This window comes from Actinoplanes sp. NBC_00393, from assembly GCF_036053395.1.
Taxonomy (GTDB): Bacteria; Actinomycetota; Actinomycetes; order Mycobacteriales; family Micromonosporaceae; genus Actinoplanes.
Map to the genome: position 1 here is coordinate 8,225,459 of NZ_CP107942.1, position 14,881 is coordinate 8,240,339.

At 67.8% G+C, this 14,881-nt stretch carries 7 protein-coding genes; 2 read left to right on the forward strand and 5 right to left on the reverse strand.

All coding sequences use genetic code 11. The features are described from left to right. The first annotated feature begins 10 nt into the window (after positions 1 to 10). Positions 11 to 631, forward strand: a complete 621-nt coding sequence (locus OHA21_RS38030) for an HAD family hydrolase (RefSeq protein ID WP_328463480.1) — start codon at positions 11 to 13, stop codon at positions 629 to 631. Between the two features lie 152 nt (positions 632 to 783). Here OHA21_RS38030 and OHA21_RS38035 read toward each other — a convergent pair whose 3' ends face one another. Then, complete coding sequence (locus tag OHA21_RS38035) at positions 784 to 1,020, reverse strand: hypothetical protein (RefSeq protein WP_328463482.1); 237 nt, start codon at positions 1,018 to 1,020, stop codon at positions 784 to 786. Between the two features lie 176 nt (positions 1,021 to 1,196). Between OHA21_RS38035 and OHA21_RS38040 the strand changes: the two genes are divergently transcribed. Next, positions 1,197 to 2,180 carry a hypothetical protein gene (locus tag OHA21_RS38040; RefSeq protein ID WP_328463484.1) on the forward strand — a complete coding sequence of 328 codons (984 nt, stop codon included), beginning with the start codon at positions 1,197 to 1,199 and terminating at the stop codon, positions 2,178 to 2,180. Between the two features lie 50 nt (positions 2,181 to 2,230). On the opposite strand, the gene OHA21_RS38045 is transcribed toward OHA21_RS38040, so the two are convergent. The 4 genes from OHA21_RS38045 to mads6 all read right to left on the reverse strand — a co-directional run bounded on the left by OHA21_RS38045 (position 2,231) and on the right by mads6 (position 14,881). Continuing rightward, on the reverse strand, positions 2,231 to 3,739 hold the full coding sequence (locus OHA21_RS38045) for a hypothetical protein (protein WP_328463486.1): 1,509 nt from the start codon (positions 3,737 to 3,739) through the stop codon (positions 2,231 to 2,233). 125 nt (positions 3,740 to 3,864) lie between these two features. Further along, positions 3,865 to 9,216 (reverse strand): methylation-associated defense system ATP-binding protein MAD8, encoded by a 5,352-nt coding sequence (gene mads8, locus OHA21_RS38050; RefSeq protein WP_328463488.1) that lies wholly within the window; start codon positions 9,214 to 9,216, stop codon positions 3,865 to 3,867. After that, on the reverse strand, positions 9,213 to 10,808 hold the full coding sequence (gene mads7 / locus OHA21_RS38055; protein WP_328463490.1) for a methylation-associated defense system protein MAD7: 1,596 nt from the start codon (positions 10,806 to 10,808) through the stop codon (positions 9,213 to 9,215). Before mads7 ends, mads8 begins: the two co-directional genes overlap by 4 nt. After that, on the reverse strand, positions 10,808 to 14,881 hold the full coding sequence (gene mads6, locus OHA21_RS38060; RefSeq protein WP_328463492.1) for a methylation-associated defense system protein kinase MAD6: 4,074 nt from the start codon (positions 14,879 to 14,881) through the stop codon (positions 10,808 to 10,810). Before mads6 ends, mads7 begins: the two co-directional genes overlap by 1 nt.

Consider the following 14,881-nt stretch of genomic DNA (forward strand, 5'->3'; position numbering starts at 1 on the left):
CTGGCGCTCCGTGACGGTCACGAGCGTTAGTACTCCGCCCGACGGCGCTGGCTACGATGCGCTGGTCTTCGATTGGGACGGCACCCTCGTCGACTCCCGTCAGCTTTGCTTCGACGCGCTCGCCCGCGCTCTGGCCGACGTCGACGTGACCCTCGACCCCGTCTGGTACTGGTCCCGCGAGGCCATCGCTTCGCCCGATCTGCTCGTGCTGTGGGAACAGGAATTCGAAACGCTTCCTGAGCCGGTGGATGAAATCATCGTGCGCTGCCGTCGATATGTGATGGCCGCCGCCGCGCAGCTGGTCGTCATCAATGAAACCGCTCGGATCGCGCGGGCCGCGAGAGCCCATGGCCAGCGCTTGGCAATCGCCTCGAACGCCTCCACCAACAACGTCGCCGCCGGACTGGCCGCAACAGGCCTAAACCAACTGTTCACCACCGTGGTCACCTGGAGCGACGTCCCGGCCGGGCGGGGAAAACCGGCCCCGGACGTCTATCTGCTCGCCGCCAGCCAGCTCGCCGTGGTCCCGCAGCGCTGCCTGGCCTATGAGGACACCGATGCCGGCGTCACCGCAGCCCTGGCTGCGGGGATGAGCGTCTACAACGTGCGCACCCGCTTGCTATACCCCTGACCAGAACCCCCGCGGTCCCACGTCTCTGAGGTCCTCAGCCGGAGCCGTTTCACCAGGATGCTCGCACGGGCGTAAGGCCATCACTCGCTGGTGGAAGCCCTGAAGGCCCACCTCAACGAACCACTCCGCGTGGCCCGTCCCGGGGCCGCCGGTCATCGCGGGCTGTTTTGCCTGCGTCGGGCGGGCGGAAGGTTGCGGTCGCACCGGGTGTGTAGAGCGCCGCGCCACAGCGCGGGCCACATGTTGCGCAGGACCTCGGCCAGCGCCCGCAGGATGGCCGGCCGCTGGTGCGGCGCGCTGCCGGAGAGACAGATACGCACGAGAACGCACAGGAACAACATCGCGATTGCTATCGCGATCAGCGCGGCGACCGCTACAGGTGTGGACACGTCGAGAACGTCCTTCGTCGGTCCCGGGATCTGCTCCCCGGGCTGCGGTCCATTAACCCACCTGGCTATTCTTCGTAGAGAAGAAAGTTTGCGGGGTTGTAAAAGGAGAGCATATGCCGCGGGGCACGATCAGCGGGGCCACGGCCGCCTTGATCGCCGCCGTGGCGGAGCAGGGTGTGACCGTCTCGGCGTACCAGATCGAACGGTGGCGGACCGCCGGCGATCTGCCCCGTCCGGTTCGCCACGGCCAGGGCCGGGGCCGGGGCGTGTACTCCGAGGCACCGGACGAGCAGACGGTGCAGCGGGCCGTGATGCTGGCCCGGGTATCGCGGCGCGGCTCGCGGCGGATGGGATCTCACCCGATCGAGCGTCTGGCGCTGGGCCAGCCGATCGAGGAAGCAGTGGCACGGGACTCCATTGATGAAACCCTGGCCGACATCGGCCGGGTGTTCGGCCTGGGCGCCGCCGACGAGGACGCGGCCTGGCAGACGCGGGAAGTCATGGCCCACCAGATCCCGGAGACGCCCTTCCGCTGGCAGGACATGCTCGACGCGGTCGAGGACAAGCCGCCGCCGGCAGCGCCGCTGCCGGGCCGGACGCGAGCGGCTTATGCCGTCATGCTGCACTGCATGGTCGGTAACAGCGATGACGTCACCCCGGACGACATCCCGGAGTTGCTCGGCCTGATCGGCGGCCTCTCCCCGGAAGCTGTCGAGCAGCTACGCGCCGAGCAGTACGAAGCGGATCTCCGCGGCGAGCAGCCCTGGCGGGCCGTGTACGAGCGGATATCGATCCCGCGGCTGCGCGCCGACGCCCGGACGATCGAGATCGAACTGTGGCAGCGGGCGCTGGCCGCGTTCTGGACGGTCACGACCCAAAATATGATGGTGGCCATGGTCGGCACCCTGGCGTTGGCCGGGAGCCCGGTCGACCTCGGCCCGCATCTGCGGATCACAGCCGAGGCTGTCCACACGCTCCAGGCCGACCCGATGTGGAAGGTCGTGAACCAGTATCAGCTGAGCCGCCAGCCGCGCCGCCGTGTGCGAGAACTGACGCTCGGCGCGATCGGCATGATAATCGGCGGGCAGGTCGAGGCATGGGAGAGCTATCTGGAGCGTGTTCTCGCGATTACTCATCCGGCCAGCCACGACCGCCCCTGAACCGGCTCCCGCTCGTGTGGCCCCGGCCGGCGAGGACGGCCGGGGAACGGTCAGGCCGCCGGGTCGGCCGCCGACTCGGCGAAGGGCAGACGGTTCCACGCCTGCATGAGCAGGGGGTTGGTGTCGTCAGGGTCGCGAAAGTCGTTGAGGGCGATGCCGAGGTCCCAGGCCTGCCGCTCGTCGCCGGCGCTCATGATCTGCGTCAGGATGTCCGATGCCGAGCGGCGCTGGCCGATGGCGACCAGGTGCTCGATGTCGCGGACGGACGCGACGATCGTGGGCAGCGCCGGGGTCGGCAGGAAGTCGCGGCCGAAGCTGTTGGCGATATACCAGGGGTCCAGCGTGGCGACCATGCCGATGATCGGTCGGTCGGCGGGAAGGTGCGCGAACTCGGCGGCGCCCTCGTGAATCTTGGCGAGGGTTCGTCCGAGCTGCCCGAATGCCTTGCCCAGGGTGTCCGTGTATTGCCGCTGGGCAGAAGCGTCGGCGGCCCGCGCCGCCAGCGGTGAGCGGCGCGCCTTCGCCTCAACGAGCACGACGAGGTCGTCGAAAACGAGGAACTTGTCGGTGCTCTTCAGCTCCTTCTTGCCCTCGTGATAGACGATCTCCGGGCAGACGGTGACGCCCGGCAGCGTGGCGAACTGGCGCCCGAGGTAGTCCTCCAGCAGCTCACCCAGATCCCGGGCGAACGGCTCTCCCCACCGCTTCAACCCGACGTAGTACAACTCCAGCGGCGACAGCCGCCGAGAGATGAGCCGCGGGACCGGCGCGAGCAACCGTCCATCGGCCAGCCGCACGAACGGCCGGGAGGTCAGCGGGTTGAACGCGTACCGGTCGAGGTACGGAAGCGGAACCCGATTGCGGGCGGCGGCGTCCTCGGCCCGGAACTCGGCCATGCTGCCCGCGAATACCGCATCGACCACCGCGAGGACCTCATCGCGCGGCATCACCTCCAAGATCCGCTCGAAGTTGGCCTGGTCCATCCATGCCGGGTCGAAGATCCCGGCGTTGCGGTCCACCGCGGTGGCCAGCAGGATCACGATGGCGGCCGCGGTCGTCATGTCCGCACCGATCAGCTGCTTCATCGACTCGCTCGACACGACCTCCAGGGTCTTGCCGCCGGCGTAGCCGTCGAAGAAGGCCATCGATCGGGAGATCTCCTCCATGATCGATTCCTGGTACGGGAACTGCTCGAACGCGATCCGGGCCAACACCGCGAACGGCGAGTTCAGCTCCGGGCGCCCGAGCTCGTCGGAGATCAGGTTGTTGTGCATGTGACACGCCAGCACCACGTCCCGTTCGCTCGGCACCGCACTGCGGAAGGGATTGCCCTGGCAGATCGCCGCCTTGGCGACCGCCGCGAGCGCCCACGGCGGTGTCGCAACGAACGCGCGGGAGCTGTTCACGCCGTCCAGGTGACCCGGCAGCGACAGCGCGCGCCGGGCGACGGCGAAGAGCATCGCCTCCTGGTTGAATCGGCGCACGAAGTCGCCGAACTCTGTGTAAGAGTACTCCCGAGACGAAGAGGTGATCACGATCAAATCGTCCCACAACGCCACAACCGCATTTTATACACGAATGGGTGTTGACGTGGTTGTGGCACAACCTCGACTTTTCCTCTCATCGATCACCGAGGCCTGGACCGATCTGCGAGATCGGGCCAGGCCTCGTTAAGAATTCTCCGCTACACCGCTGTCCTTGTGCCGCCGCCATGGCGGGTTACCCGTGGGCGAAGCGAGATCTTGACGGCTCTGCGGGTGAATGCCGCGTCGGTGGACTTGTTGGACCACAAATACGCCTCGCCGCGATCGAGCGCGGCCAGCTTGGCCGGTGTCAGGTCGGCGAGTGCGGCGTTGGCCTTCTGCAGGTGTTTGAGCCAGGCCGGCGATGTGAACCGATGCAGGATGACGTGGTTGGAGAGTTCGATGAGTGGGATGGGCACTGACGGTGGGTCTTGGCTGGCCACGAGGATGCTCATGCCCTTGTGCCGCATCTCTCTGACACTTTCCACCAGGCCGTGCACCAGGTCGGGGCTCTCGATGTACTTGTGTGCCTCGTCGAAGACCACGAGCTTGTTGAACCGCTCCCCGTTGGCCGTCGCCTCGGCGAAGAGTTCCATGAGTACCACGAAGAGACCGAGCGCCTCGTCTTTCTCGATGAGTTCGTCGCGGAGGTCGACGATGATGAGGCGACCGGGCCGGACAAGGTCCTGGACCCGGAAGCTGTCGTCGATGTAGTCGGCTGCGAGGTCGAGTCGCTGGTGGGCGAGCTGCTTGATTTGGTCGGTCAGCGTGGACTGGTCGATGCCGTCGCGGAGGGCGTCAAGCGTGAGCCCGGAGCGGTTGGCCCGCATGATCCGGTTGAGCTGGCGGATGTAGGTCGACTGGTTACCGAGGGCGCCCATGAGGAAGCGCCAGTGGCTGGCCCGTAGTTCGTCGGAGCCGAACTTCAGTGGGTGGACCTCGATGGCGGGGTATTCGGCGCGGCGTGCCGCGACTTGGTCGGAGGGCGCCAGCATGACTACGTCGGTGAGTGCGGCGGGGTCGGCTCCGTAACGCTGCCGCAAGCGTTCCACCAGTTCCGCGTCGTCATTGGGTTCGACCATGCTGGCGAACTCGGGGGTGTAGGTCAGCGTGGGGCTGTAGTGGAAGACGATCGTCGCCAGTGGTTTGGGGAGTTGGTTGAGCGCCGGAACCGGCAGTGACACGGCTTCGATGATGGAGCCGAGCGTGTAGCTCTTTCCGCTGCCTTGCACCCCGAAGAGGCTGATGGTGTGGGTTTCGTTGAGGTCCAGAGCGATTCGCCTGCCTACGGCTTCACCGATCACGCCGTACTGGGGTGACGGGCGCGTCGTCCCCACGAATACGTCCGGGTCTGCGGTGGCAGCGGCCTGCTCCGTGGCGGCGGGAACCCGCGGCTCGACAGGCACGGGTGGATCGATAACAGCTGGCGGCTCCTCAGCCGGTTCGGGAGAGTCTTCGGTCGCAGCCGGCGGTTGCTCCGGCGGTACGTCCTGCTCGGCCGGGATGTCGTGCGACCGGGCAGGTGCCCGGAAAGCTGCTCCCGCTGGCCGTGGGACGGTGAGGTCGCGACCGGACATGGTGGCGGAGGTCTGGCTGTCCGCGGAGCCGGCGGCTAGCACCGGATCGGTCACGATCGCGTCGAGCAGTTCATCGACGAGGTCGCGGCCGATGCGGTGGAACTGCACGCCCGATTCGGTGTCGATGTCGGAGCCGGAACCACTCAGGTCGAAGATCAAACCGGTACGGGTGAAGTCCAGCCGATAGCCGTCGTCGAGGTTGTCGAGCAGCCATTCCGCCTCTGCCGCCGGCCCGGCGGTCATGACGCCGTGCCGAACCGCCCGAGCGAGGTAGTGCCGCAGCAGGGTGGCGAGTTCGGCGTTGCGTACCGTCCGGTCCGGCCGATCAGGCTTCAGGAGGTCGGGGTCGAAGCTGCCACGCAGGACATCCTCGCTCCGGTCGAGTTGCTCGGAGATCTTGTCGCGAAGCTGTTGGATGTCGGCGATGCTGTTCAGTGCCGTATGGCATTTGACCTCGACGAGGCGGCAGGTGATCGTGCGTTGCCGTGCGTTCAGGCTGAACAGAGCGAGGTCGGTGCGGTGCAGCGTGACGCTTTCGGTGATCTCGTCGGCTCGGCGCCGCGCCTCTCGATAGAGTTCCAGGTGCGCGTCCAGTGGTACCAGGACCTGATCTCGTAGTACGCCCTGGTAGTCCAGGTAGAGCCGGGCGATGGCCAGGCCGAGCACTTCGGTTCGCTGGTTCGGCGCGGTAGATGCGATCTTGAACGCGAGCCGCCCGGACAGCAGCCGGAGCTGGTCGAAGAAGGCACCTGCGTGGCGCCGGTCGATGTGTACGCCGTGCTGGTCCACCATCGGGTTGAGCATGGCCCGCAACTCGTCGACCGATCGGGAGCTGACCACCAGGTGATGGTCGAGGCCCGCGTCGCCGTCCGGGGCATAGTCGATCACGTAGGCCGGGCGCCGTGTGCTGCCCGGGCTGTCGAAATATTCGACGCCGAGGGTGCGGTCGACGGTGATGACCCAGTCGCTGCATCGGTGGGCCTGGTGAAGCAGGGCGGTGTCGTCGGCGTCGAGGCTGAGCGTGATCCGTGGAACGCGCCCGTGGCCGGGTTCGCCCGTGGTGACGGTCGCGGTGGCTGCGGCGATCGTCGCCGGTAGTGCGGCCAACAGGTCGGTGCATTCCTCTGCGCCGGGCAGCTCGCGGGCGTGGCCGTGGCGGGGTTGCTTGTGCCAGGCGATGTCCGTGCCGGTGTCGACGAACCGCACTCGCATGGGTTGGACGAGCCCGTGAACCGGGACGGGCACGGCTTGCTCGTCCTCACCGACATCGAACCGTTCACCGGTGAAGGCGTCGAACAGGACGGTCACGTGGGCGGTGTGGTTGCTGGTCGCCGAGCGGTACTCAGCCAGCGGCCGGATCGCGACCGAGAGTTTCGGAGTGAGGGCAGTCGCCGACGGTACGGCGAAAACCTCAGCCTCGGCAGTGTTGCTCCAGGTTCCTCGCAGCAGGTCGGCCAGCGCTTCGCCGACGCCCGGGGTCTGCGGGTCCGTGGCGAACAGCCGCAGGTCGTAACGCAGCTGCTTGGTCGAGGGGCGGCGTTCGAGTTCGAGCAGTGTCTCAGCGAGGATGTCGCCACGCCCGGCGTTGACCGCGCACACCACCAGCGTGCTCACGTACGGGTGCATCCGCAGGTATCGTTCGAGCCGGTCGGCAAGCTTGGCGGGTGGGATCGTGCCCCCGGCGGCCGGTCCGGCGGCGGCCTTCAGCGCTTGAGCGAGATCCATCAGGACGGTCTGCGGGTCGTGGGTCTCCGACGGGAGGCAGACCCCCCAGTACCGGCTGAGGTTGGCTGCCGCCATGGTCAGGCGCCCGTCGTCGGCCACCACAGTCAGCGGGAACCCGGTGGGTTCGAGTTCCAGCAGCGTGTGCCCGGCGGCGATGAGGCTGGCCGGCTCGGCTGCCGCGGCGTCCGCCAGCCAGGCGTTGCCGAGTTCGGCCCAGGTCAGTAGCCACAGCAGACGCAGTGGATGGGTCGGTGCGACGAGCGTGAGTTCCCGGTGGGTGCCTGCGGCGTCGCGGTAGTCGACCGTCACCGTGTCGACGCGGAGCAGTGCGGTGAGGTCGCGCAGTGCTCCGGCCACGGACTGCTGGGCTCGATGCAGGTGCCAGGTCAACGCGGAGGCGTACGCCTGGGCGTAGGCGATGATCGGTTCACGAAGGGTGACCAGGTCGCGACCGGCAAGGATCATGTCATCGGTGCCGGCGATCGCCTGGAAAACCGCCGTCCGACCTTGCAGGACCAGGGCCGTCGACTCGTCATGGTTCGCGGGAAGGCCGCTGTCAGACCGGTGGATCTCCACAGGGGTCTCGGCCGCTACGGTGATCCGCAACGGCTGAAGCCGTTCCGGTGCGGCGAGAATCTCCCGCTCCAACTCGCCGAGGACTGGGCCGACCTGGATCTCGGCATTGCCATACGATCCGAAGCCGGCCTGGAGGCCGACGCGGTCCCGGCCTTTCCAGGACACCGAGCGACAGGTGAGGGTCTGCCAGTCCCGACCGTCGGCGAGCGCTGCGAACTGCAGTTGTCGCAATACCTGGGTGACGCCGACGCCTTTGGTGATCTGTTGCCTAGTGGGCGGCTCGTCCAGGTCGTCGCCGTCGGCGACCACGTAGAAGCGGTCGCTCTCCTCAGGTGGGTGACCGCCCGACTCGATCTCCTCGCCGCGTCGACCGCGACGTTCGGCTGTCGGCAGCTCGACCCCCGCCGCGTCCAGCGGCAGCACCCGTACGTAGTGCCAACCCGGTTCCAGGTTGGCAGTGCGCAGCTTCCGCAGTTTCGCCTTGTACGGGTCGCGGACGGTGGTGGAGACCTTGACCATGGTCTGCACGCCGGCCGGACCTGCTTCTTCGGAGACCAGCTGCACCGCGAACCGGGCCAGGCCGGTGACCGTACGTGGATCGGGTTCGACGCGGAAGGTGACCGCCAGTTCTGTCTGCCCGGAGCCACCGGCGATGAGGTAGGGCTGGCCGGCGATGCTGCCCAGCACCGCATGGTCGGCGTGCTGCGGCTGGCTGCCGGCCAGTGGCAGATCGAGTTCGCCGACTCGGATCGTGACGTGCTGGACCGGTTGTTCGTCGGGCAGCGGCCAGCGGTGGAAGGCGAGCGGCCAGTTGGCGTGGTCGACGACGATCGGCCGGGTCCAGGCTCTCGGGTCATCCAGGCCGGTGCGGGTCAGGAAGTCCGCGAGCCGGGACCGGAAGCCTGCATCGGTGAGCCGTAACGCGATCACCCGCTGGCGTACGGATCGGTCCGGGGTGTTCAGCGTGCGGACCGCGGCCACGTTGCGCTGTACACGAAGTCGCACACCGGCAGGTTCGGTGAAGACCTCGAAGTCGGGGATCAGGCCCAGTTCGAACAGCGCTGCCCCGGCGGCCGGACGGTCGTAGTCGTTGGCGGCAACGGTCAGCAGATACCGTGCCCGCTCGGCAGCACCGGCTGGACGTGCCGCGTGTTCGTCGAGCGCGGCGAACATCTCGAGCAGATCGTGGCGCAGTTCGTCCGGCACGTTCACCAGCAGTTGCGCTATCAGGTCGGGGTAGACCTCGCCGAGCGTGACGTCCTCGAAGGTGGCCACGTCGAACGAGTCCTCGGCGCTGACGTGCACCCCGGGTGGGAGGAAGACGAGCAGCGGCGGACGCAACCGGTCCTGGGCGTCCGGGTTGCGCAGCTCGACCAGCTTGGTGCTGGTCACGGCGACGTCGGCGGCGACGGTCGGCGGCTGCCCGAGGACGTGCACCTGCGCCTGATCGCCGACGGCCTCGCGTAGCCTGCGGCACAGCCGCTCGGCCAGCGAGGCGGGTACGTCGGCGACCCGCGCGCAGTGGCCCCTCCCACGGGCTGCCAGCAGGCTGGACAACCGTGGGACGAGCACTCGTTCGAGCGCCTCGTCGAAGTCGGCGTCGGTGATCTCCCGCAGCCCGGTGCTCGTGCTCATCGTGATGGTCCAGCCGAGTTGAGGAGGTATCGGGGCGTGATGGTCTGCGTCAGATACGCGTCGGACAGATCGCTGTAGAAGCCGATCTCCCGCAGTTTGGCGACGAAAGCCGCGCGGTTGGCCCGCAGCGCGGCCTGATCCGTGAGGGTAGGCGCGCCGAAGCCGTCTCCCGGCGGCAACTGGTCGATGTACAGGCCGTAGGTCTCGCGGAGCTCTTTCAGGAACTCGTCGACTCGGAGCGGCTCCGTGCGCAGCAGGCCGTGACCGTCCGGCCGTAACAAGGCCAGCTGCAGCAGAACCTCCAGCAGCCGGCTGTCGAAGATGAACCGGCGTTCGCCGCGGCGCGGCTGGGCGATCATGGCACCCGGCCGGTTCTTGAGTAGGAGCGCGTCGAGGCATTCGGTGAGGTATTTGCGATGGAATGCCACCCGGCAGCTCGAGATGATCTCGATGTAGGTGGTGAACGCATCGAGTTTGAGCCCCACCAGGTCGGCGATCGCCGAGTCGGCGTCCTCCTCGGATTCCTGTACCGCATCGAGCACCCGCGGCAGGCGAGATTTGGCGAAGGCTTCCCGGTCGGTGCGGTATCGGGGTTCCAGCAACTGCAGTAACTCGGGGACCCCGAACACCCCGTCGGCCGGGCGACGGCGCTTGTTCGTCCGGACCAGGTGCGCGGCCAGGTCGTCGAGCTTGCGCACGGTGAAGGTCCCTTGGATGAACTCGGGCATCCGCGCGTACCAATAACGGGCGCTGCGCTCGGCCAGCGCGGCCACGGGCGTACCGGGAATGCCGGCCACGTCGAGGAAGAACCCGCACGTGGGGTCACCGGTCTGCCCGGCGATGCGCTGCGGCAGCAGCCGCATCAACCGCAGGTGGTACCGGGCGAGGTGGAACGCGAACAGGATCTTCAGGTGCTCGACTAGCACCGAGCGGGGAATGACCTGCTGGTGGTACAGCAGCCGGAAGAGGTCGGTCACCAGCAACCGCGCCGCTTCCTGGTCCAACGGCGGATAGCCGTACGCCGCCTTGCCCTCCCGGTCGGTGACCTTCTTACGCAGCACCTGGGCCAGGTTGATCAGCGCCTGGGTCTCGACATCGACCGTGGCACCCGTGGCTGGCGTCTCGGTACGACCGTCGACACCGGCGAAGAAGAACTGTTTGAGGTCGTCCAGCGCCCGTGCCCCGCGACCACCGGGTTCGTGGCGGATCATCCAGTACAGCTGATCATCTGCCCCGTAGGGCCGTGACCGCTTGCCCGCCCGATACCGGTAGGCGAATCCGTGCAGTGGGCGCAGCCCGGCCACCGCCTGGCCCGGACGCCCACGGTTGACCAGGTCGAGCAGGTTGGTCTCCAGCCAGCGGTAGGTCATGGCCGGGTCGAATCCCTGGAACAAGTCCGGGTTGTCCCGGATCTGATCGACGTAGGCGTCGATCGGGATGCCGTCCGGCGCTCCGATCACCACGCTCGGCGAGCCGCGGAACCACAGCCGTGGCAGCAGCCCGGTCAGCACCCGGTCCATGTCGAGTTGCTTGTAGTCCAGGAAACTCACGCCGGGATGACGGAACTCCCGGTCCTGACGGTGCAGTCCCATCACGCCTCCGCAGCCGGGCCGGTCGAGGTCTCGGGGGCGTCCATCACCAGAACACCGCCGTCGGCGATCCGGATCCGGCGCACATCGCGGCCGGCCACGGTGAGCAACAACTCCCGGTACGGGGTGGCCGACAGTTCGTTCTTGAAGATGGTCAGCCCCAGGTACAGCCCTTGCTGCTCGGCCGAACTGGGTAGATGCCCGTTACCGAGCCGGAACAGCAACTCGAACAGGTCCAGCCTGATCCGCAGTCGAGCCTCATGACCGCCCGGACCATGATGGCTGAGCACCAGCTCCTGACAACCGCCTTCCAGATAGGCCGACGCCGGGCCACCGGAGGGACGCAAACGGAGGCTGTCCGCGGGGAACAACCGGTAACTACGGACGGTGCCACCGGGAATCGCCCGGACCTGCAACGCGAGCGCACCACCGGACACTGCGGCACCGGAAAGCCCTTCACCTCGGTTGATCGCGGTGATCAGGTCGGGTAGATGTCCGGGCACCCGATCCGGGTGGGCGAGCAACTCGGTGAAAGTCCGCGCCGACCGGTACGGCAGCATCCGGGACGAACGTTCCTCGTCCACACACTCGAAGTAGAAGCGGCGGCGGGCCGCCGCCAGGTATCGGCGGTGCGCTTCGGTCTCCGCCGGGTTCGCTGCGGCGCCACGCGGCAGCCGGGCGAACGCATCGTCGAGCAACCGCTGGTCGTAGTCGCCGCGCTGGTCGACCGTCATCAGAGCGCGCCCGGCGTCCGGTCCGACATAGTCCAGCCGCCGGTCCAGGGCAGGGTCGGCGACCGCGGCCACATCGAGCTGAGCCAGCAGCGCCAGGAGTCGGTCCCGGCCACCGGCCGGACCGATCCAGCTGTTGAAGTAGAACCCGTCGAGGATCGCGTCGCTGTCACCACGCGTATACAACTGATCGATCTGTTCGCAGTCCCGGCCCGAGGTCAGCAGGTAGGCCAGCGCGGACCCGACGTCACGCATGGTCAGATGCTGTACCCCGCGCAGAGCGGCGGTGGTGAACAGCATCCGCAACCGCCCGGCGATTCTGGGGCCGACGCCCTCGTTGGCCAGCGTCTGCGCGTTGTGCCGGGCGTAGCAGGTGGCAGCGAGCGGACATCCCCCACACGCCTCCCACTGGGCCGGGTCGGTCATCCGGGCCAGCAGCCGGTCGAAGATCGGCGGCCCGAACTCCTCGGATTCGGAGAACAGACTCCGCCGATTCATGTTGATCACCGCGACCGGGCCGTCGTCGGCAGCGCCGCCCAGCCCGGCACGCACCCTCGCCGCCAACGCGGGAAACCGCTCTTCGTGGACACTGACGAAATCGACCAGCCGACCTTCGTTGATGGCCATCAGCCGGGTCTCCCCGGCATTGCCGCCGAGTTCGGTTCCGGCGTACGGGGCGAAGAAGTCCGACAGCACCTCGTCGTTGGCGCGTTCTCCCTCGTCCTGGCTGCCGTCGTGGTTGGTGCGCAACCAGCGGCCGTTCGCCAGCCGGAGGTCAGCGCCGTTGTCCCGATACACCGGCACATCGGCACCGGCGGCTTGCGCATCGCTCAACAACTGCTGCAGGTACGCCGTCTTGCCGTCACCCGCATTACCCGTGATGATCACCAACTGGTAGCGCCCGGCCAGCACCGCCTCGGTCAGCCGGGTGTCCAGTGCCGTGGACACGTACAGGTCGAACGGCCGGGCGCCGCTACGGGTACCCGCGTTGCTGCCGGCGCTCTGGCTGTACAGCGAACTCAGGAAGCCGACGAACGGGTTCGTCCCCTGCTGCGCGGCGGGCACGGTGACCGGTGGCGGGGTAGCCGGCTTCATCGGCCGGTGAACCCGGTCGCCGACCGATCGCAGGGCGGTCAGGAACTCGGCCGCACTCGCATACCGCTCGCTGCGCCACGGCGCGATGGCCCGGAGCAGGACGCCGACCAACTCGTCGGAGAGGTTGGTGAGGCCTGCGTAGGTCCGTGGATCGACCGCCGGCTCACCGGCGGCGCGCCGCACCCCGTCACCGAACGGCCACCGCCCGGTGAGCAGCTCGTACAGTGTCACACCGAGCCCGTACACGTCGCGGTCGACCAGGTCCGCGATCGTCACCCGGCCCGAGGAATAATCCGGTGGGGCATATTGGGGGGTGCCACCGACCTCGGACAGGCTGTCGCTGGCCCGGGTCGCCACGTTGAAGTCAAGGATCTTGCAGCCCACGTCGGTGCGCAGCAGGTTGGCCGGCTTGACGTCGCAGTGGAAGATGCCCTCACCGTGCAGGTGGGCCAATCCGTCCGCCACGTCGACGCCGAACCGCACCACATCCGCTGGCCCCAACGCCCGGTCGGCGACCAAGGACTTTCCATCTCGCCCTTCGAGGTGCTCGAACACCACGTAAGGCACCTTGCCCAACTCGAGGTAATCGGCCTCGCGCACCACCACGATGCTGCGATGCAACGGCAGACTCAGCAGCAGCTTGAACTCCCGCTTCAACCGCTCGACCACCGAATCGGTACCCCGGTGAACGATCTTGACCGCACGCTCCTCGTCGGCCAGATTGTCATAGACCCGGTACACGGTGCCGAACCGGCCCGCTCCCAGTTTCGCCCGAACCTGGTACTTCGCCGTCAACTGATGCCCTGGCGGCAGATTCCCGTAATCGACCTCGGCCGGCTTCGGCCGACTCACACCGGCCGCAACCCGGGCCAGCCGCTGCAATTCACGCAACGCATCCGCCGCCGACGGCCGAGCCGACGGCGCCAACGAACACATCCGGCGCAGCAGCGCCTCCACCGGCGGATCCACCCCGGCCGCCGACAACGCCGAATCCGGCAGGACACTGCCCCGACGGAACTGGTCTGCCGACGACGCGAACGGCAACTCCCCGGTGAGCAACTGAAAGCCGATCACCCCGGCCGCGTAGACGTCCGAGGCACGGCTCATCGCCTGCGCCCGATTCTGACACTCCGGCGCCACATAGGCCGGGTCGAGCGCGTCGGCCAGGCTGCCGACGACCGTGTAATCGCGCGCCCCTTCCGGGCGGGCGTAGTCGAAACCGGTCAGCAGCGCCCGCCCGGTGTCACTCGAGACCAAAACCGCGGTCGGGGTCAACGCCCGGTGCAACACCGCGTAGGCGTGCGCATGAGCCAGACCTCGCACGATGTCACCCAAGACCCGCAATCTTGCGTCGGCGCTCAGCGCCTGCCGCGGATCCCTCAGATGAACGGCCAGAGCCTGCCCCCGCGTGTCGTCGAGGACCAGCACGAACCGGCTGTCGTCGTCGCTGGCGAAGAACGTCCGGCGCCCCACGATGAACGGGCTCGGCGGCAACTTCGCCAGCACCTCGTACGCATTGGCAATCTTGAGCTTCTGGGTGGCGCGCTCCCGTTCCGGCAGCAACGGATTGGCCCGATACACCCGCAGCAGGACCGTCTCGTCGGCTCCGGCCACCGCGTTGCGGGCCCGATAATCGGTGACCTCATCGTCGCCGCCGAGCCGCTCGATCACCACCCAGTCACCGAACCGTTGCGGCCCGGTCGGTCGGCGGACCGTGCCGGTAAGCGCTTCAATGATCGCCGCCTGATGCTGGCGGACGTCGCGCGCCATCCCCGGCCGAACCCGGGACACGTCACCCAACGCCGCGATCAGCCCGTCCAGGTCGGTGACGTGCAGCGCGTCCGCGTCGTCACGGTCACTCGGGTCGACCAGCCTGGCCTGTGGGCCGACCAGAGCGACGAGCTGATCGACATAGACCCGCGACAACGCGGGCCGATGCTGGGTGAGCAGGCCTTTCACCGCACGGGCATGCGCCCTCAGCTTGCGTACGGGTGAGGCGAACGGTTCCCGGCCCGCCGGGTACCAGCGGGTGCCGGCGACATCGATACGCCCCCGGGTGCCCTTCACATCAACCAGGCAGACGCCCCGCGCGTTGACGACGACGAGGTCTACCTCGTAGCTGTCCCCGTGCACCGGGATCTCGACGTTGTGCAGGATGATCCAGTCGTCGGGGGCGTACTCGGCCAGATGCCGCAGCACCAAACGCTCGGCGTCGTTGGCCGGGGTCCCCCCGCCGACGATCTGGGCCAT

Coding starts and splice junctions, on each gene's coding strand:
- mads8 (WP_328463488.1), bottom strand. CDS start 9,216: ATGAGCACGAGCACCGGGCTGCGGGAGATCACCGACGCCGACTTCGAC.
- mads7 (WP_328463490.1), bottom strand. CDS start 10,808: ATGGGACTGCACCGTCAGGACCGGGAGTTCCGTCATCCCGGCGTGAGT.
- mads6 (WP_328463492.1), bottom strand. CDS start 14,881: ATGGCCCAGATCGTCGGCGGGGGGACCCCGGCCAACGACGCCGAGCGT.